Here is a 20,917-nt window from a genome sequence, read left to right as displayed (position 1 = left end):
GTAATTACCAATGGAAAATATTGCGTTAATTGAATCTTTCTCAGAGTTTAAGGACGATAAGTTCATAGACAGGGTAACATTGATGGCCATTTTGGAAGATGTTTTTAGAAATGCGCTTAAAAAGAAGTTTGGTTCAGATGATAACTTTGATATCATTATCAACCCAGATAAAGGGGATTTAGAAATTTGGAGAAACCGTATCGTTGTTAACGATGGTGAAGTTGAAGAACCAAATGAGGAAATTTCATTGTCTGCAGCTCGTAAAATTGAGCCAGATTTTGAAGTTGGTGAAGATGTGTCTGAAGAAGTTAAGTTGATAGATTTAGGAAGAAGGGCAATTTTGGCATTACGTCAAAATCTAATTTCCAAAATTCATGAGCATGATAATACAACTATCTATAAGCACTTTAAAGATTTAGAGGGTGAAATTTATACGGCAGAGGTTCATCACATTCGTCATAAAGCCATCATTCTGTTAGATGATGAGGGTAATGAGATTATTTTGCCGAAAGATAGACAAATACCTTCTGATTTCTTCCGTAAGGGGGATAATGTAAGAGGTGTTATCGAAAGTGTAGAATTAAAAGGTGCAAAACCTACTATTATAATGTCTAGAAGTTCACCTAAATTCTTAGAACAATTATTTTTTCAAGAAATACCAGAGGTGTTCGACGGATTGATTACTGTTAAAAAAGCGGTTAGAATACCAGGGGAAAAAGCGAAAGTGGCTGTTGACTCTTATGATGATCGTATTGATCCTGTTGGTGCCTGTGTAGGTATGAAAGGTTCAAGAATTCACGGAATTGTTCGTGAGTTGGGTAATGAAAATATCGATGTTATTAACTGGACAGCTAACCAGCAGTTGTTGGTTACTAGAGCGTTGAGTCCGGCTAGGGTTTCATCTGTTAAGTTGAACGATGAGAAGATGACGGCGCAAGTTTACCTAAAGCCAGAAGAGGTTTCGAAGGCAATTGGTAGAGGTGGTCACAACATAAGATTAGCTGGTCAATTAACTGGTTATGAGATAGATGTATTCCGTGAAGGAGTTGAGGAAGATGTTGAATTAACAGAGTTCTCTGATGAAATCGATGCTTGGGTTATCGAAGAATTCAAGAAAATCGGTTTTGATACAGCACGTAGCGTCTTGGAGCAAGATGTTAGCGATTTAGTGAAACGTACAGATTTAGAAGAGGAAACAATTTTAGAAGTTGTGCGTATCCTAAAAGAAGAATTAGAAGATTAGCTATATATTAGCACTTAAATAAAAGAACGGGAATCAGTATTTATGGCAGACAATGCAAAAATAAGGCTTAATAAAGTTCTTCGTGAACTTAATATTTCCTTGGATAGGGCAGTGGACTTTCTTAACGGAAAAGGACATGATGTGGAAGCGAGGCCTACCACAAAAATTTCTGATGATGTTTATCAGGTTTTGCTTGACGAGTTCCAGACGGATAAAAGCAAAAAGGTAGCCTCAAAAGAAGTTGGTGAGGAAAAGCGTAAAGAGAAGGAAGCAATTCGAGTTCGATTAGAAAAAGAACAAGAAGATCGTCGCTTGGCCCGTGAGCGAAGAAACGCTGAATCTGAAGATAAAACCTTGGTTGGTAAAGTAGAGCTTTCCGGACCTAAGATGGTTGGTAAAATAGACTTAAATCCTAAGAAAAAAGTGGAAGAGGAGCCTGTTAAGGAAACTCCGAAAGCTGAGGAAAAAGTCGCTCCTAAGGTTGAAGAAAAGACTGCGCCCAAGGTAGAGGTAAAAGAAACTAGAAAGGTTGTATTACAAGGACCTAAAATAGTTTCCCAGCCTGTGAAAAAGACAGAGGATAAGAAAGAAGAGGCTAAGGTCGAAGCGCCAAAAGCAGAAGAAGCTACTAAGCCAGAAGCTAAACAGGAATCTGCCAAAGTAGAACCTGCTACCGAAGAGCCAGAAGCTCCTAAAACCATAGAGACCCAATATCAAAAATTATCAGGTCCGAAAATTGCTGGTGAGAAAATTGATCTTAGCAAGTTTGAAAAGCCTAAGAAAAAGAAAGAAGATAAAAAACCTGCTGCCGGTGCAGATCGCAAAAAGAGACGTAGAAGAATTGTAACAAAAAATACTTCTGGTCCAGGTCAAAATAGAAGCACAGGGAAACCAGGTGATAGAAATAAAGGTAGAGGAAGATTTGCGCCAGTGGCAAAGGTTGAGCCTACCGAAGAAGATGTTCAAAAGCAAGTACGTGAAACCCTAGAAAAACTTCAAGGTAAATCTAAGAAGGGTAAAGGGGCCAAGTACAGAAGAAGTAAAAGGGATCAGCATCGTGAGCAGACCGAAAAAGATCTAGAACAACAAGAATTAGAGAACAAGGTACTTAAAGTAACCGAGTTCGTTACGGCAACCGAGGTTGCTACTATGATGGGTGTTTCTACAACCGAGATTATTTCTGCTTGTATGTCTTTAGGTATTATGGTGACCATGAATCAGCGTTTAGATGCTGAAACATTATCTATCGTAGCCGAAGAATTTGGTTATGAAGTTGATTTTGTTACTGCAGATATCGAAGAAAGTATCGTAGAGGAGGAAGATGCTCCTGAAGATTTAAAACATAGAGCTCCTATTGTAACCGTAATGGGTCACGTGGATCACGGTAAAACTTCTTTGTTGGATTACATTCGTAAAGAAAATGTAATTGCCGGTGAAAGTGGTGGTATTACACAGCATATTGGTGCATATGGGGTAACACTTGAAAATGGAGAGCGAATTGCTTTCTTGGATACACCGGGTCACGAAGCGTTTACCGCTATGCGTGCAAGGGGTGCCCAGGTTACCGATATCGCGATTATCGTAATTGCTGCTGATGATGATATCATGCCACAGACGAAGGAAGCAATTAGCCATGCGCAAGCTGCTGGTGTGCCAATCGTTTTTGCAATTAACAAGGTTGATAAGTCCACATCTAATCCTGATAAGATAAAAGAAGGTTTAGCACAGATGAACTTATTGGTTGAAGATTGGGGCGGTAAAATACAATCTCATGATATCTCTGCCAAAACTGGTTTAGGTGTTAAAGAATTATTGGAAAAAGTTTTGCTTGAAGCTGAATTGTTAGAGTTGAAAGCTAATCCAGATAAGCATGCTACCGGAACCGTGGTAGAAGCTTTCTTAGATAAAGGAAAAGGTTATGTGTCTACTGTACTGGTTCAGTCGGGTACACTTAAGATAGGTGATTATGTATTGGCCGGTACCACTAGTGGTAAGATCAAGGCAATGCAAGATGAGAGGGGTAATAATATTAAGAATGCAGGGCCGTCTACTCCAATATCTATTTTAGGACTTGATGGTGCTTCGCAGGCAGGTGATAAGTTCTATGTGCTGGAAGATGAGCGTGAGGCAAAACAAATTGCTTCGAGAAGATCTCAATTGCAACGTGAGCAGTCTGTAAGAACACAACGTCATATTACACTTGATGAAATTGGGCGTAGAATTGCATTAGGTGATTTCAAAGAACTTAATATTATTCTTAAGGGAGATGTTGATGGTTCTGTTGAAGCACTTACAGATTCTTTCCAGAAACTATCTACAGATGAAATTCAGGTAAATATTATTCATAAAGCAGTTGGTCCTATTACAGAATCAGATGTGTTATTGGCTTCTGCATCAGATGCGGTAATTATCGGGTTCAATGTAAGACCTATGGGTAATGCTAAAGCTATTGCTGAGAAAGAAGAGATCGATATTCGTATGTATTCTATTATATATGCTGCGATCAACGATCTTAAAGATGCAATGGAAGGTATGTTGTCTCCAGAAATGAAAGAAGAGATTTCTGGTACTGCTGAAATTAGAGAAACATTCAAGATTTCTAAAATTGGTACTATTGCAGGTTGTATGGTAACGAGCGGTAAAATCTTTAGAAACTCTAATATTAGATTAATACGAGATGGTGTAGTTATTTATACCGGTACATTATCTTCATTAAAACGATTTAAAGATGATGTAAGAGAGGTAGCTAAAGGTTATGACTGTGGACTTCAAATTAAGAACTATAATGATATCAATGAAGGTGATATCGTTGAAGCGTTCCAAGAGGTTGCGGTGAAGAAAAAGTTAAAATCTAAGTAGTATTTTCATTTAAGAGTTTCTAAATCTCTTTAAAAATAAAGCAAAAAAAAATCGACCTATTTGGTCGATTTTTTTGGTTTTAATAGCATTGCATCGGGGTACTTTATTCTTACTTCGTTGAACTTTCGTTCGGCGTCTAATCTAGAAGTGAATCTGCCAACTCTTACACGATATGTCGGTGAATCAAAGTCAATTTTAGAGGCAAGTTCAGGAAAGTCCTCTTCTACGTTTGCTTTTATTCTTTGCGCTTTTGCATAGTTGCCAAAGCCAACTTGAATTCTGTAGTATTCATTGTTGCTTAGAGATGACTTGTAAATCTCTAGCAATTGATCAATCTTTGGATCTTGTTGTATTTCTGCGTTTGCACTTTGTGCATAGCCAAAGTGACTAAAACAAGCAAAAACTAAGAGGGTACTTATAATTTTCATAAGCTATTTTCAATTTTATTTTCATTCAGGGCAAAAGTAATTTATTAAGGGTCAAACAAATAAATCTTGATCTATTTAGAATATTTCTAAATTGTAAATTATAGATACATTAACATTTTGCAAATGAAAGTCTATGTCGTATTTTTGTGGTCGATTTAGGCATTTGGTGGATTATAATTGGTTTCATCTATGACCAAAATCATGCCAAGATTCCGATAGAAATATTCGATATATGAAAAAGGTTCCAAACCGAAATCAGTTTTCTAAAATTTTAGGATTATCCCTAATTGTATTTTTGCTTTTTGTAAGCCCTTTAATAGCGCAAGAAGAAGCTGTTGCTGATGCAACAGTTACTGAAGCTGCTGCTGGTGCAGGAGATGCAAAAAATGGTAAATCACTGTTCAATCAAAACTGTGCTGCTTGCCATGCATTGAATCGTAAGATGACCGGTCCTGCATTGATGAATGTGGAAGCTAGATTGAGTGAAGAAGAAGGCTTAGACAGAGAATGGTTGTATGCTTGGATTAAAAATAGTCCGGGTGTTATTAAGTCAGGGGATGCTTATGCAAACAAATTGTATGCTGAGTACAATCAAGCGGCGATGACTGCTTTTCCAACATTGTCTAATGCTGATATTGATGATATTTTGGCTTATACTGCGGCTCCTCCGGCAGCCGCGCCTGCAGCTGTTCCAGGGGCAGGTGAAGTAGCAGTTGGTGGGTCGGGAGGTTCTTCAGGTGTTTCCAATGAAATTATTTTAGGGGCTTTAGTTCTTGTATTCGGTTTGTTGGTGGTTATGTTGTTGTTGGTGAACAAAACACTACAGCGTATAGCTCAGGCAAACGGTGTTGTTATTGAAAAAGAGAATGCAGAGAAAAGAACTCCGATTTGGAAAGCGTTTGCTCAAAATCAGTTTTTGGTTTTAGTTACTGCAATAATTTTATTATTGGGTAGTGCTTATTTTGCTTACGGCTGGATGATGCAGGTTGGGGTCGATCAAGGTTATGCGCCTATACAGCCTATTCATTATTCCCATAAAATACATGCTGGTGATAATAAGATAGAGTGTAAGTATTGTCACTCTTCCGCTAGGGTGTCTAAACACTCAGGTATACCTTCGTTAAATGTATGTATGAACTGTCATAAATCAATTTACGAATATACAGGAAACCCAGAGGGTCCATCTCAGGAAGATTTGGAAAATGGGTATACCAACGAATTCTACACTGGTGAGATAAAGAAATTGTACAAAGCAGTTGGTTGGGATGAAGAAAATCAAAAATACACTGGCGAGAGTCAACCTGTAGAATGGGTTAGGATTCATAATTTGCCAGATTTCGCATACTTCAATCACTCACAGCATGTTTCTGTAGCTGGGGTTGAGTGTCAAACTTGTCACGGTCCGGTAGAGGAAATGGAAATAATGTATCAGTATTCTCCATTGACAATGGGTTGGTGTATAGATTGCCATAGAGAGACCAATGTTAAAGTAGAGGGTAATGAGTATTACGAGAAAATTCATGCTGAGCTTTCGAAGAAATATGGTGTAGATAATTTAACAGCTGCTCAATTGGGCGGACTGGAATGTGGTAAATGTCACTATTAATAATAATTTAAAGAAGCTAATTACAGATAATACGTATGGCATCAAACAAAAAATATTGGAAGAACGAGGCGGAGTTAAATCCTAACGATTCCATTGTTGAGGCGCTAAAGCAGAACGAATTTGTAGAGCAAATTCCTGTTGGTGATTTCTTGGGTGACAAGGAAACTTTGTCTTCTACAAATACAAATCGTAGAGATTTCTTGAAGTATGTTGGGTTTAGTACTGCAGCTGCTTCGTTGGCAGCATGTGAAGGACCGGTTGTAAAATCTATTCCTTACGTTGTGTTACCCGAAAATATAGTTCCTGGTGTTGCTAACTATTATGCAACAACAATTGCTAACGGTTTCGATTTTGCAAGCATACTAATTAAGACGCGTGAGGGTCGTCCTATCAAGGTTGAGAATAACACTTTGGCTAAGGTTGGTGGTTCTGCAAATGCGAGAGTGCAGGGTTCTGTTCTTTCATTGTACGATAGTACAAGGTTGCAAGGGCCAATGGCAAATGGCGAGCCTGTTGATTGGGATGTTTTAATGTCAACGGTAAAAGCTAAGATGGGTGGACTTAAGGGTTCGGCTAAAAAAATAGCTATACTTACGCAGACGTATACAAGTCCGTCAACTGATCGTTTAATGTCTGATTTAGTCGCGGCGAACGAGAATGTTGTTCATGTTACTTATGATGCTATTTCTGAAGATGCGGCTTTAACTGCATTTGAAAATAAATATGGTGAGCGCGCTTTAGCTGATTATGATTTTGAGAAAGCGGGACTGATTGTTTCTTTCGGTGCTGATTTTATTGCTGATTGGCAAGGTGGTGGTTATGATGCCGGGTATTCTAGAGGTCGCGTGCCCAAGAATGGTAAGATGTCAAGACACGTGCAGTTAGAGGCGAATATGTCATTAACTGGCGCTAACGCAGATAAGCGTGTGGCTATGAAGCCAAGTGCGCAAAAAGTTGTTTTAGCTAAATTATACGGAAAATTAAATGGTACTTCTGTTGGTGGTAACACTTCAGAATATGATGCATTGGTTGATTCCATTGCAGCTGAAATAAAGAAGGCAGGTTCTAATGCAGTTGTTGTGACTGGTTTGGACGATGTTAATGCGCAAGCGGTTGTTTTGGCAATTAATGAAATGTTATCTAGTAAAGCTTATGATGCTACGGCGCCTAAGTATATTAGAAAAGGTAGTGTAAAAGCGGTTAATGCTCTTATTGCAGATATGAAGGCTGGCAGAGTTGGTGCTTTGTTGATGGACGGTGTAAATCCTGTTTATTCGTTGCCTAATGCGGCTGATTTCAAAGAAGGTTTGGCGAAGGTTGATCTGTCGGTTGCTTTTTCTATAAACTGGAATGAAACTACCGAGGCTGTTCAATATGTGGGTGCGACAAATCACTATTTAGAGTCTTGGGGAGATATTCAGATTAAAAAGGGGCATTATAGTTTAATGCAGCCTACAATTAAAGAATTATTTGATACAAAGCAGTTTCAAACAGTAGTTTTAGAATTACTTGGAAGCGAGCAAACGTATTATGATTATATAAAAGAAACTTGGTCTTCATCTGTGCTTAATGGTGCAAGTTGGAATCAAGCGCTGCAAGATGGTGTTTTCAGTACCGAAACAATGGTAGTGAATGCTGAAGGTGCAGCGCAAAATATAGTAGCTACGGAAGATGCAACTGAGGTTGTAACCAATGCTTCATTGGCTTCTGCTGTACGTAGTTTGGCAAATACCACGAGTGATGGTATGGAACTTACTTTATATTCTAAAGTAGGTATGGGAGATGGTCAGCAAGCAAGTAACCCTTGGTTGCAAGAGTTTCCTGATCCGATTACAAGAGTATCTTGGGATAACTATGTGACAATTTCTAAAGCTGATGCTGCTGAATTAGGAGTAGAAAATGTAAATGTTGCCAATGGCGGTATGGACGGTAGCTATGTTAAGCTTACTGTAAACGGTGTTAGTTTAGAGCAAGTTCCTGTTGTTGTTCAGCCAGGGCAAGCCAAAGGTACCGTAGGTCTTTCTTTTGGTTACGGTAAGAAAGTGGGCTTGAAAGAAGATATGCAGACTGGGGTTAATGCCTTTGAACTGTATAGTGGCTTCAACGCCAACCAATCTGTAAGTGTTCAAAAAGTAGCAGGTAACCATGAGTTTGCTTGTATTCAATTGCATAAAACCCTTATGGGTAGAGGTGATATCATTAAGGAAACTACCTTAGAGATATTTAATACAAAAGACCATGCTGAATGGAACGAAGTTCCTGTGGTTTCTTTAGATCATCAAGAAGTTCCGGCAACTTCTGTTGATTTGTGGGATAGTTTTGATCGTACGATTGGGCATCATTTTAACATGTCAATAGATTTGAATGCTTGTACCGGTTGTGGTGCTTGTGTAATCGCTTGTCATGCTGAGAACAATGTACCGGTAGTTGGTAAAGCCGAAGTAAGAAAATCAAGAGATATGCACTGGTTGCGTATCGATAGATATTATTCTTCTGAAGAAACTTTTGAAGGTGATAATGCCAAGAAAGATGGTTTTGACGGTTTGTCTGGTGATAATGGTTCATTAGGTGGTTTTGGTGAGTTAGAAGATCCTTCTGCGAACCCTCAGGTTGCTTTTCAGCCTGTAATGTGTCAGCACTGTAACCATGCGCCTTGTGAAACTGTTTGTCCTGTAGCGGCAACATCGCATGGTAGACAAGGTCAAAATCAAATGGCTTACAACAGATGTGTAGGTACAAGATATTGTGCAAACAACTGTCCTTATAAAGTACGTAGATTCAACTGGTTCCTTTATAATAATAATGACGAGTTTGATTTCCATATGAATAACGACTTGGGTAAAATGGTATTGAACCCAGACGTAAATGTTCGTTCTAGAGGTGTTATTGAGAAGTGTTCTATGTGTATTCAAAAAACACAAAAGACTATTCTTGATGCTAAAAGAGACGGACGTGTTATTGAGGATGGAGAGTTCCAAACGGCTTGTTCTTCTGCGTGTAGTAACGGTGCCATTGTATTTGGTGATGTTAATGATGAGAAGAGTAAAGTTGCAGAATTAAAAGAAAGTGACCGCATGTATCATTTGTTGGAACATGTAGGTACACAACCAAACGTTTTCTACCATGTTAAGGTTAGAAACACCAACGAAGCATAAACAATAGTAGAAAGTAATTATAACAAAAGTCTATGGCGTCGCATTACGAAGCACCTATACGTAAACCCCTAGTAACTGGAGACAAAGGCTACCACGATGTAACTGTGGATATTGCCGCACCAGTTGAAGGCAGAGCTAATAAGCACTGGTGGATAGTTTTTTCCATTGCCTTAGTGGCATTCCTTTGGGGAGTAGGTTGTATTATTTATACGGTCTCTACCGGTATCGGTACTTGGGGTCTTAACAAGTCTGTAAACTGGGCTTGGGATATTACCAACTTCGTTTGGTGGGTAGGTATTGGTCATGCTGGTACTTTGATATCGGCAGTATTATTATTGTTCCGTCAAAAATGGAGAATGGCAATTAACCGTTCTGCTGAGGCAATGACGATTTTCTCGGTAGTTCAAGCAGGTTTGTTCCCTATTATTCACATGGGTCGTCCATGGTTAGCATACTGGGTACTGCCTATTCCAAATCAATTTGGTTCGTTATGGGTGAACTTTAACTCTCCACTTCTTTGGGATGTATTTGCAATATCAACATACTTATCTGTGTCATTGGTATTCTGGTGGACAGGTTTACTGCCTGATTTTGCTATGATTCGTGATAGAGCTGTTTTGCCTTTCCAAAAGAAAATCTATAGCTTGTTAAGTTTTGGTTGGAGTGGTCGTGCTAAAGATTGGCAACGATTTGAAGAAGTATCTTTGGTACTTGCTGGTTTGGCAACACCTTTGGTATTATCTGTACACACCATTGTATCTTTTGACTTTGCTACATCGGTTATACCTGGTTGGCATACAACAATCTTTCCACCATATTTCGTTGCTGGGGCAATCTTCTCTGGTTTCGCAATGGTAAACACATTATTGATTATAATGAGGAAAGTGTGTCATTTAGAAAATTACATTACTATTCAGCATATTGAATTGATGAATATCGTAATCATGTTAACAGGTTCTATTGTAGGTTGTGCATATATTACAGAGTTGTTCATGGCATGGTATTCAGGTGTAGAATATGAGCAGTACGCTTTCTTGAACAGAGCAACCGGTCCTTACTGGTGGGCATACTGGTCAATGATGACTTGTAATGTGTTCTCCCCACAATTTATGTGGTTCAAAAAATTAAGAACTAGTATTATGTTCTCTTTCTTCATCTCTATCGTTGTGAACATAGGTATGTGGTTTGAAAGATTCGTGATCATCGTAACCTCTTTACACAGAGATTACCTTCCATCATCTTGGACGATGTTCTCGCCAACATTTGTTGACATAGGTATCTTTGTTGGTACAATTGGTTTCTTCTTTGTATTGTTCTTATTGTATTCTAGAACATTCCCCGTAATTGCACAGGCAGAGGTTAAATCTATTTTAAAATCTTCTGGACAAAAGTACAAGGTATTAAGAGATTCAGGTAAGCCATTATATGAAATCAAGACATCGAATATAGAGATTAAAGAACCTATTACAGATGACGTATTAATGGGTGAAGTTGTACCTGCTGTGGGTGATAAAGTGGGTGTCTCTGATCTTTTAAGCGCTGTCGGTACTTTTGATGCCACTACGCAAGAAGCCGATGATTTGAAGAAGGTTAAAGGTATTGGTCCTCAAATGGAGGCTACATTAAATGAAATAGGAATTTACACTTTTGCTCAAGTAGCTAGAATGACTGAGAGCGAATATAATTTGTTAGATTCTATTACAGGTTCTTTCCCGGGTAGAGCACAACGTGATGACTGGGCAGGACAAGCAGCAATTTTATTAAATAACAAAAGATAAATATGGCATCTAAAGTTATACACGCTTTTTACGATGATGACGATGTGCTTATGCTTGCCGTTAAAAAGGTAAAGGCAGCAAAGCTTCACATAGACGAGGTATATTGTCCATTTCCTGTACACGGGTTAGATAAAGCTATGGGCTTGGCACCTACGCGATTGGCTATTACGGCATTCTTGTATGGTTTGGTTGGTCTTACTGTTGCAACCCTTATGATGAATTTTATCATGATCGAAGATTGGCCACAAGACATTGGTGGTAAACCAAGTTTCAGTTATTTGGAGAATTTGCCTGCATTCGTACCTATCATGTTCGAATTAACAGTTTTCTTTGCGGCTCACTTAATGGTTATTACTTTTTACCTTAGAAGTAGATTATGGCCTTTTAAAGAAGCTGAAAATCCTGATGTAAGAACTACTGATGATCATTTTTTAATGGAGATAGAAATCCATGACAACGAGCAAGAATTAAGAGATTTGTTAATGAATACTGGTGCAGTAGAAATTAATATATCAGAAAAAAACAGTCATTAAATATGAACAGTTTTAAGAAATTAGCAATAATATTCGGTTTGGCTATAGTAGCAACATCTTGTCAAGATGACAGTGTTCCTAACTATCAGTATATGCCTAATATGTATGAGTCTGTAGGTTATGAAACTTATAGTGAGGTAGACTTTTTGCCAAATGAGGCCGAAGCTTTGGTTCCGCCGGCAAATACGATTAACAGAGGTTGGTTGCCTTATGAAATCGAAAATTCACCTGAAGGTAAAGAATTGGCAAGATTACAGTCTAGTCCATTAGATTCAATAAATACGGAAACTAATTTAGCAAAGGGTGGTCAATTGTATACTATTTATTGTGCCATTTGCCACGGAGATAAAGGTGATGGTAAGGGTACTCTAGTGAAAAGAGAAAAGATACTAGGTGTTCCTAGTTATGCTGACCCAGTAAGAAACTTGACAGTAGGATCTACATATTATACAATTCATTACGGATTGAATTCAATGGGGTCTTATGCATCTCAAATGAATACAGAAGAGATGTGGCAAGTATCTGAATATGTTATGACACTGAAACAAGATTTAACCAAATAATAGGTAAACAATACTATGTATACGTTTTCAAATAGACTTAAAATAGCTTCCATCGTTCTAATGATAGTAGGTGCATTAGGAATTATAGGTGGATTTGTTATGGCTCCTGGAACTATAGCAGAGGCAAAAGAAATGGTAGCAAGTCATGACGGAGGTCATGGTGATGCCCATGCTGCTGAAGCTGAACACACAACTAAAGAAAGTGATCACGCTGTTGCCGAATCTCATGGTGAAGAACATGATTCTTCTCATGATCAGCATTTATTGGATCAATTAAAGAATAGACCTTGGGCTGCATTATATGTTGCGGCATTCTTCTTTTTTATGATATCCTTAGGGGTGTTAGCGTTTTACGCTATACAACGTGCTGCACAGGCAGGTTGGTCGCCGTTATTGTTTAGAGTTATGGAAGGTATCACCGCTTACTTGGTTCCTGGGGGAATCATAGTATTTGTTATTTTACTTCTTTCGGTTCTTCACATGAATCACTTATTCATTTGGATGGATGAAACTGTAGTTGCTCACGATGCATTGTTACAGGGTAAATCTGGATACTTAGATCCTACGTTCTTTTTGATAAGAGCAGCGATATTCTTAGCTGGTTGGATAGCCTACAGAGAGTATTCTAGAAAATTATCAATAGCTCAAGATGAATCTGATGACAATTCAAATTTTAAATTGAATTTTAGAATTTCTGCTGGTTTCTTAGTGTTTTACTTGATTTCTGAATCTATAATGTCTTGGGATTGGATAATGAGTGTTGAGCCACACTGGTTTAGTACACTATTTGGTTGGTACATATTTGCTAGTATGTTCGTATCGGGTATAACAGTAATCGCTATGGTTACCGTTTATTTAAAATCTAAAGGTCATTTACCAGATGTAAACGATAGTCATATACATGATTTAGCAAAATTCATGTTCGGTATCAGTATCTTCTGGACCTATTTATGGTTCTCTCAATTTATGCTTATCTGGTATTCTAACATTCCTGAGGAAGTAACATATTATGTAACTAGAATTGCAGATTATAGATTACCATTCTTTGGTATGGTGGCTATGAACTTCTTGTTCCCTGTTTTGTTGTTGATGAATAGTGATTATAAGAGAATAAACTGGTTCGTAATTTTAACAGGTATTGTAATACTTGTGGGTCATTATATGGATATCTTTAATGCTATTATGCCTTCTACCGTTGGTAAGAATTGGTATATAGGTATTCCTGAAATTGGTTCTGTATTGTTTTTTGCAGGCTTATTTATATTCTGGATTTTTAGAGCGCTTTCAACTCAGCCTTTGCAACCAAAAAGAAATCCTTTTATTGAAGAAAGTAGACACTTTCATTACTAGTAATTAAGTAAAGTATAACATTTATATATACAATGACGACATTATTAACTTTAGCTGTACTTGTTCTTGTAGCCATTGCCATTTGGCAGTTGACTAAAATATTTGAATTATCTCAGCTTAAAACTGAACAACACCAAATTGCAACTGATAGTGATAACAAGAATAACGGTTATATGTTATTCGGTTTTTTGGCATTCATTTACGGAATTACCATATTCAGTTTTTGGAAATATGGTAAATTCTTATTGCCAGAGGCAGGTTCTGCTCATGGTGAAGAGTACGATAGCTTAATGTTGGTATCTTTTATCATCATTTTTATAGTACAGACACTTACGCAAGCTTTGTTACATTATTTTGGATATAAGTATGCAGGTAAAAAGGGACAAAAAGCATTGTTTTATGCCGATAATGATCGTTTAGAGTTTATCTGGACAATTATACCCGTAATTGTATTGGCAGGACTTATTTTATGGGGATTATATACATGGACAACTATTATGGATGTCAATGATGAAGATGATCCTTTGATTGTAGAGCTTTATGCGCAGCAATTTAATTGGACCGCTAGATATGGTGGGGATGATAATGTACTAGGTGGGGCAAATGTTAGAATGATAGATATCGATAAAGCTAATGTACTTGGTTTAGATGAAGCTGATACGTATGCTCATGACGATGTTATTGTTAAAGAATTGCATTTGCCAGTAGGTAGAAAAGTGAACTTTAAAATGCGTTCTCAAGATGTATTGCATTCAGCATATATGCCACATTTTAGAGCACAGATGAACTGTGTACCTGGTATGATCACTGAGTTTTCTTTTACTCCTATTTATACAACTGAAGAAATGAGAACAAATCCAGATGTAATGGATAAGGTGAAAAGAACCAATAAGATTAGAGCGGAAAAATCTGCCAGTACGGGAGAGGCTCTAGACCCTTGGCAGTTTGATTATATCTTACTTTGTAATAAGATTTGTGGTAAATCGCACTACAATATGCAGATGAAGATTATCGTAGAGACAGAAGATGAGTACAATGAATGGATGAAGAGTCAATCAACTTTTGCTGAAACGGTTATGAAAGATGATACTAACCCTGCTTTTAATACGGTTAGTGCAGTTTCAGTAGCAGAGTAATTTTTACTCTTAGATTAATATAGCTATAATTAGAAAATTAATATAAATAAGATTACGATTATGTCAGCAACAGCACATGCACATGTAGATGATCATGCACACGACGATCATGGACATCATCATAAAGAAACTTTTGTAACAAAGTATATCTTTAGTCAAGACCATAAAATGATTGGTAAACAATACCTTATTTTGGGGGTATTTGTTATGGGTTTTATTGGTATTGCAATGTCATTATTGTTTAGAATGCAATTGGCTTGGCCAGGAGAGTCTTTTCCAATATTTGAAGCTCTTTTAGGTAAGTGGGCACCAGGCGGTGTTATGGATGCCGATGTTTATTTAGCCTTGGTTACTATGCACGGTACCATTATGGTATTCTTTGTACTTACCGCTGGTTTAAGTGGTACGTTTAGTAATTTATTGATTCCATTACAGATAGGTGCAAGAGATATGGCATCGGGTTTCTTGAATATGGTTTCTTTTTGGTTGTTTGCTATTGCTTCAGCGATAATGATAGTTTCATTATTTGTAGAAGCAGGACCAGCGGCAGCAGGTTGGACAATTTATCCGCCATTAAGTGCTTTGCCAATGGCTCAACCTGGTTCAGGTATGGGTATGACATTATGGTTAAGCTCAATGGCAATATTTATTGCTTCATCACTTTTGGGGTCATTGAACTATATTGTAACTGTGATCAACTTAAGAACCAAAGGGATGTCAATGACAAGATTGCCTTTGACGATTTGGGCTTTCTTTGTAACAGCTATAATTGGTGTTATTTCATTCCCGGTATTATTATCTGCAGCATTATTACTGATAATGGATAGAAGTTTTGGTACTTCTTTCTTCTTGTCGGATATCTTTATACAAGGTGAAGTTTTACATTACCAAGGTGGTTCTCCGGTATTGTACGAGCACCTATTCTGGTTCTTAGGTCACCCTGAAGTTTATATTGTATTGTTACCTGCATTGGGTATTACCTCTGAAGTAATGTCTACGAATGCTCGTAAGCCTATTTTTGGTTATCGTGCAATGATCGCTTCTATTTTGGCAATCGCATTTTTATCGACAATCGTTTGGGGTCACCATATGTTTATCTCTGGTATGAATCCATTTTTGGGATCTGTATTTACATTTACTACATTATTGATTGCAATACCATCAGCGGTAAAAGCATTTAATTATATAACTACACTTTGGAAAGGTAATCTACAATTGAACCCGGCTATGCTGTTTTCCATTGGTTTGGTATCAACATTTATTACTGGTGGATTAACTGGTATAGTTTTAGGTGATAGTACATTAGATATTAACGTTCATGATACTTACTTTGTGGTTGCTCACTTCCACTTGGTAATGGGGATATCTGCTTTGTACGGATTGTTCGCAGGTGTTTACCACTGGTTCCCTAAAATGTATAGAGGTAGATTAATGAACAAGAACTTAGGTTATGTTCACTTCTGGGTAACTGCAATTTGTGCTTATGGAGTATTCTTTCCTATGCACTTTGTTGGTATGGCTGGTGTTCCAAGAAGATATTATGAGAATACAGCTTTCCCAATGTTTGATGAGTTAACTGATATTCAAGTATTAATGACTGTTTTTGCTATTATAGCAGCAGCGGCACAGCTGGTATTTGTTGCTAACTTCTTCTATAGTATATTTTATGGTAAGGTTGGACCTAAGAATCCATGGAAATCAAATACCTTAGAATGGACTGCTGAACAAGAGCATATTCACGGAAACTGGGCTGGTCCTATTCCTGAAGTTCACAGATGGGCTTATGACTATAGTAAAGTCTACGAGAATGGCGAATACATTATTACTGGTCAAGATTATGTGCCTCAACATATACCTTTACAAGAGAATGAAGAGGAGATGAATCATTAGAAAGTATTAAGATTATATAAGGCCCAACTAGTAATAGTTGGGCTTTTTTTTGGTTATAATCCTAAGATATTATTAAGTTGTTCTAATTTTACTTAAAATTGGATATCTTCAATCATTAAACATAAGTAAACACTATGAAAAAGTTCGCCCTATTGATTATGCTATTGGTTATTTCTGCTAATGGTTATTCACAACGTAAACCCAAGATAAAAGGGAATAAAAATGTCATTGAAGTACGCGAAGATTTAGAGCCTTTTAATGCTATTGAATTGGTTGATGATTTAGACATTGTTATTCAAAAAGCAACTACAGAAGGTTATGCTTTGGAGTTAGATGACAATTTATTAGATGTGCTAAAGTTTAAAGTGGAGAATGGTACACTAAAGATATCTTCGTTTTATAATATTACGGGTAAGAAAAAATTGGAAATCACTATTTTCTTTCAAGAGCTGAATAGTATTAGAATGATGAATGGAAAAATTAGTATGAAAGATGTTATTTCTACCGATAGATTGAGTGTAGAAACCTTTGGTACATCTAGACTAGAGTTAAATGCTACTGCTGACATTATGGATATTAACATGGAAGAAATTAGTTCTGGAGATTTTAACTTAGCGAGCGACTCATTAAATCTTACATTAAAAGATAGAATAGATGTGAAATTATATACAACTGGTGCTAGTAATAATATTTACATGTATAAAAATGCCTCTGCTAAAGTTGAGGGTACAACAGATTTTTTAATGGCTAAGTTGTATGGTAACACATCTCTAAAAGCAACTGATCTTCAAGCTAACTATGTTCTTGTAGTTGCCGAAGATTCACCAGATATAGAAGTTAGGGCTTTGAACACATTACAGCTTAGTTCTAAAGGTGGTACTAGAACCAAGCTCTATGGTGAACCCGAAATAACTATTCTTGATTTTTTAGATAAATCAAGATTAGAGAAAGAGCGTAATTAGTTAGCTATTGGCGCTGTCATTAAGTGATCCGGTATTCCAAAACCATCTACAAGGCTATTAAGGTGCGGTCTCAGTTCTGTACAAAGACGTTCAACTCTTTGGCGTATAGCTTTAGATTTAGTTCCGCTAATGTAGCCTTGCTCTAAATACCATGATGCATCTTTTCTTATTTCGTGCAGAGCATATAAGGTGCCTAGTTTTTCAAATAGCGCTTTATACTCTGGGTCGTTCATTGTGTCGTTGTGCGCTATAAATGATTTGTACGCCAGTTCGGCACTATATGCCTTGCCAAGTGTCATTAAGTGTGTTTGTACCTTTAAAAAGGCTTGATATGACGGAATTCCTTTCTTGATATAACCTCTAATACGCATTGCAATGGTATAGGTTAATCTTCTTGTTCTATGCTCTAATGCGTGTACATGAAATTTAGGATTATATAAATGATCTTTATCTGTTTTGTTCGTGTACAACGGGTTTATGGTGGACAGTTTATCACTTAGCTGAGAGCTTAATAATTTCAAGACAGTTGAAAAGCCTGCGCTGTTGAACTCCGCTTTAAAATCTGAAAGAACACCCTTAGCGGCTAATTGTAATAATACATTATTATCGCCTTCAAAAGTTGTGAATATATCAACATCACCTTTTAGGTCTGCAATTCTGTTTTCTAAAAGATAACCCTTGCCGCCACAAGCTTCTCTACATTCTTGAATGGCATCGTTGGCATACCAAGTAATAATGGATTTAAGTCCTGCTACCTGTGTTTCAACCTGTCTTTTGTCTAGTTGAGATTCATCGCAATAGAGCTCCATCATTTTATCCAACGTAATGTGATACACATACGCGCTGGCTACTAAGGGAGTCAAGCGTAGTTGGTGAGAGGGGTAATCCATCAAAAGGTCTTCTTGTATTTTAACGCTATCATTAAATTGTCTTCTTTTTAAAGCATGCTTAATGGCAACTGTCAATGCAAATTTTGCTCCGCCCAAACCTGCCCTGGCAACGCATATTCTACCACCTACCAGAGTACCCAACATAGTGAAAAAGCGTTTGTTCGGATTCTTTATTTCTGAATAATAATCTCCATTACCTAATATACTACCGTACTTGTTCAATAGATTCTCTTTTGGCACCTCAACTTGGTTAAACCAAATTTTGCCGTTATCAACCCCGTTAAGTCCCAGTTTGTAGCCATTGTCTTCAACCGTAATACCTGGTAATAATTCATGTTCTTTATTCCTAAGAGGAACTAGAATTGCATGTACACCTTCATTTTTTCCGTTTACAATAAGTTGAGCAAAAACAGATGCCATTTTAGAATGTATGGCATTCCCAATGTATTCTTTATTATCGTTTTTACCTGGGGTATGTATGACAATGGTTTCGGAATCTTTGTTATAGGTAGCCGTTGTTTTAATTCCGCGAACGTTAGATCCGTGTCCGGTTTCTGTCATGGCAAAGCAGCCTAATAATTCAGCCTTACCTGTATCGTTTAAATACTTGTCATGGTGTTTCTTGGTGCCCAATTTCTGAATACTACCACCGAACAATCCGAATTGTACCCCAAATTTTATAGATAGACTTCCGTCTGCCCACATCATATTCTCAAAAATGTAAGCGTAGCCTTCCATATCATCGGTGCCGCCATATGCTTCGGGATATGCCATTGCGCCGTAACCTTTATCCGCCAAAAATTCAACTTGTTTTAGAACATGATTGCGAAACTCTTCTTTGTTACGTCTTACTTCCCAAGAGAAAATTGGATCACTAAGTACGGCTCTAAAAGAATCTATTGCCTTTGCATGTTTTCCTTTTAAAATAGTGTCTATGGTTTTTGCCGAATATTGGGATGATTTTTTTTCTAAGTCAATATGTACGTCAAATAAATGGCTGTAATGATTGGGTTGAATGCCCAAATTAATTTCAATACTTTTTATTTGATCGTTGTACGATATGTCTTTATGGTAGTGTGATACTACTTTTTGACTGAAAGCCGTTAATGGATACGTTTCGTGCTCCACTAACTTTACCCCACTATTTATAATCAATTGTTTCCAAGACTTGAATAACTCGTTTTTTGGTGGATTTTTGACATTCATCCACGCTTTAAGTTGTTTTTTGTCATTTGAGGACAAGGTAACATCATTTGATATGGCGTTTTCAACGACATTTATTTCTGAAGCCGACAAGAGGTCGTCTGACCAGATAATATAAAAAACCGGAATATATTGTAATACTTGTGCTGTGTAATTTTCTTTTGTCATACCATGAATTTACGATTTTTAGTTAGATTTCTCATTGGTATTTAACGGTCATTTAGGAAATCTAATAAATGGAATTAGGTATTGGTTTAAGTTTAAAGTTATCTGGTGTTTGTCTATCTTTGTTAGTGTATGAACGAGTATTTAGACCCATCTGCTGATGGTTTCTCTAATGAGGAGCTTGATATTGAAAGAGCATTAAGACCTGTAAATTTTAATGATTTTGCCGGTCAAGATCAGGTGCTCGAAAACCTAAAGGTTTTTGTGGAAGCCGCGAATAGAAGGGGAGAAGCATTGGATCATACCTTGTTTCATGGTCCTCCGGGTTTAGGTAAAACTACTTTGGCAAATATTCTTGCTAATGAATTGGGGGTGTCGATTAAAATAACATCGGGACCCGTATTGGATAAACCAGGAGATTTAGCAGGGTTATTGACCAATTTAGATGAGCGTGATGTGTTGTTTATTGATGAGATACATAGATTAAGCCCTATTGTTGAAGAGTATTTGTACTCTGCAATGGAGGATTATAAAATAGATATTATGTTAGAATCTGGACCAAATGCCAGGTCGGTTCAGATAAATTTAAATCCGTTTACATTAATCGGTGCAACCACACGGTCAGGATTATTGACTGCGCCTATGCGTGCGCGTTTTGGTATTCAAAGTCGATTGCAATATTATTCTACAGAACTACTTTCTACTATTGTAGAGCGTAGTGCAGAAATTTTGCGCGTACCTATTTCTCAAGAAGCAGCTATAGAAATTGCCGGTAGAAGCAGAGGTACACCTAGAATCTGTAATGCCTTACTTAGAAGGGTGCGTGATTTTGCCGAGATTAAAGGTAATGGCTCTATTGATATGGAAATTTCGAAGTTTAGCTTAAAGGCATTGAATGTGGATGCCCATGGTCTTGATGAAATGGATAACAAAATACTAACAACTATAATTGATAAATTCAAAGGCGGTCCTGTTGGTATTACCACTTTGGCAACTGCGGTTTCTGAGAGTGCAGAAACGATAGAAGAGGTATATGAGCCGTTTTTAATTCAACAAGGTTTTATTATGAGAACTCCCCGCGGTAGGGAAGTCACTGAATTGGCGTATAAGCACCTTGGTAGAATAAAAGGAGGAATTCAACCTGGTTTGTTTTGAG

General features: G+C 37.3%; 14 protein-coding genes. 12 read left to right on the top strand and 2 right to left on the bottom strand.

Annotated elements, in window-relative coordinates; all coding sequences use genetic code 11:
* The first annotated feature begins 10 nt into the window (after positions 1 to 10).
* Both nusA and infB read left to right on the top strand, forming a co-directional pair.
* Positions 11 to 1,243, top strand: coding sequence for a transcription termination factor NusA (nusA, locus tag SJY30_RS10970; RefSeq protein ID WP_396632230.1), 1,233 nt, complete (start codon positions 11 to 13; stop codon positions 1,241 to 1,243).
* Between the two features lie 42 nt (positions 1,244 to 1,285).
* Positions 1,286 to 4,102, top strand: coding sequence for a translation initiation factor IF-2 (gene infB, locus SJY30_RS10965; RefSeq protein ID WP_396632229.1), 2,817 nt, complete (start codon positions 1,286 to 1,288; stop codon positions 4,100 to 4,102).
* 56 nt (positions 4,103 to 4,158) lie between these two features.
* On the opposite strand, the gene SJY30_RS10960 is transcribed toward infB, so the two are convergent.
* Positions 4,159 to 4,530: an SPOR domain-containing protein gene (locus tag SJY30_RS10960; RefSeq protein WP_396632228.1), complete on the bottom strand. Its 372-nt coding sequence runs from the start codon at positions 4,528 to 4,530 to the stop codon at positions 4,159 to 4,161.
* 232 nt (positions 4,531 to 4,762) lie between these two features.
* Between SJY30_RS10960 and SJY30_RS10955 the strand changes: the two genes are divergently transcribed.
* From SJY30_RS10955 to SJY30_RS10915, 9 genes are all read left to right on the top strand, one after another.
* Positions 4,763 to 6,136, top strand: a complete 1,374-nt coding sequence (locus SJY30_RS10955; RefSeq protein ID WP_396632227.1) for a c-type cytochrome — start codon at positions 4,763 to 4,765, stop codon at positions 6,134 to 6,136.
* A 35-nt stretch (positions 6,137 to 6,171) separates the two neighbouring features.
* Positions 6,172 to 9,291 carry a TAT-variant-translocated molybdopterin oxidoreductase gene (locus tag SJY30_RS10950; RefSeq protein WP_396632226.1) on the top strand — a complete coding sequence of 1,040 codons (3,120 nt, stop codon included), beginning with the start codon at positions 6,172 to 6,174 and terminating at the stop codon, positions 9,289 to 9,291.
* Positions 9,292 to 9,323: 32 nt separating this feature from the next.
* Positions 9,324 to 11,069, top strand: coding sequence for an NrfD/PsrC family molybdoenzyme membrane anchor subunit (gene nrfD, locus SJY30_RS10945; protein WP_396632225.1), 1,746 nt, complete (start codon positions 9,324 to 9,326; stop codon positions 11,067 to 11,069).
* Between the two features lie 2 nt (positions 11,070 to 11,071).
* Complete coding sequence (locus tag SJY30_RS10940) at positions 11,072 to 11,602, top strand: DUF3341 domain-containing protein (protein WP_276471553.1); 531 nt, start codon at positions 11,072 to 11,074, stop codon at positions 11,600 to 11,602.
* A gap of 2 nt (positions 11,603 to 11,604) precedes the next feature.
* Entirely contained in the window at positions 11,605 to 12,165 is a 561-nt protein-coding gene (locus tag SJY30_RS10935; protein ID WP_396632224.1) for a c-type cytochrome, read from the top strand.
* Between the two features lie 15 nt (positions 12,166 to 12,180).
* Positions 12,181 to 13,515 carry a quinol:cytochrome C oxidoreductase gene (locus SJY30_RS10930; protein ID WP_396632223.1) on the top strand — a complete coding sequence of 445 codons (1,335 nt, stop codon included), beginning with the start codon at positions 12,181 to 12,183 and terminating at the stop codon, positions 13,513 to 13,515.
* A gap of 32 nt (positions 13,516 to 13,547) precedes the next feature.
* The gene (locus SJY30_RS10925) at positions 13,548 to 14,651 is read left to right on the top strand and encodes a cytochrome c oxidase subunit II (RefSeq protein ID WP_396632222.1); all 1,104 of its coding nucleotides are present in this window, start codon (positions 13,548 to 13,550) and stop codon (positions 14,649 to 14,651) included.
* A 60-nt stretch (positions 14,652 to 14,711) separates the two neighbouring features.
* Positions 14,712 to 16,541 carry a cbb3-type cytochrome c oxidase subunit I gene (locus SJY30_RS10920; protein ID WP_396632221.1) on the top strand — a complete coding sequence of 610 codons (1,830 nt, stop codon included), beginning with the start codon at positions 14,712 to 14,714 and terminating at the stop codon, positions 16,539 to 16,541.
* Between the two features lie 134 nt (positions 16,542 to 16,675).
* On the top strand, positions 16,676 to 17,503 hold the full coding sequence (locus SJY30_RS10915) for a GIN domain-containing protein (RefSeq protein WP_396632220.1): 828 nt from the start codon (positions 16,676 to 16,678) through the stop codon (positions 17,501 to 17,503).
* On the opposite strand, the gene SJY30_RS10910 is transcribed toward SJY30_RS10915, so the two are convergent.
* Positions 17,500 to 19,764, bottom strand: a complete 2,265-nt coding sequence (locus tag SJY30_RS10910) for an acyl-CoA dehydrogenase (protein ID WP_396632219.1) — start codon at positions 19,762 to 19,764, stop codon at positions 17,500 to 17,502. The genes SJY30_RS10915 and SJY30_RS10910 overlap by 4 nt on opposite strands.
* 129 nt (positions 19,765 to 19,893) lie before the next feature.
* Here SJY30_RS10910 and ruvB point away from each other — a divergent pair, with 129 nt between their 5' ends.
* Positions 19,894 to 20,916 (top strand): Holliday junction branch migration DNA helicase RuvB, encoded by a 1,023-nt coding sequence (gene ruvB / locus SJY30_RS10905; RefSeq protein ID WP_396632218.1) that lies wholly within the window; start codon positions 19,894 to 19,896, stop codon positions 20,914 to 20,916.
* The last annotated feature ends 1 nt before the right edge of the window (position 20,917 follow it).

It is taken from the genome of Maribacter sp. R86514 (assembly GCF_044597005.1).
In the GTDB taxonomy this organism is placed as follows: Bacteria; Bacteroidota; Bacteroidia; order Flavobacteriales; family Flavobacteriaceae; genus Maribacter.
Note: the sequence above shows the minus strand (reverse complement) of the source record. Positions and strands in the feature narration are given on the sequence as shown.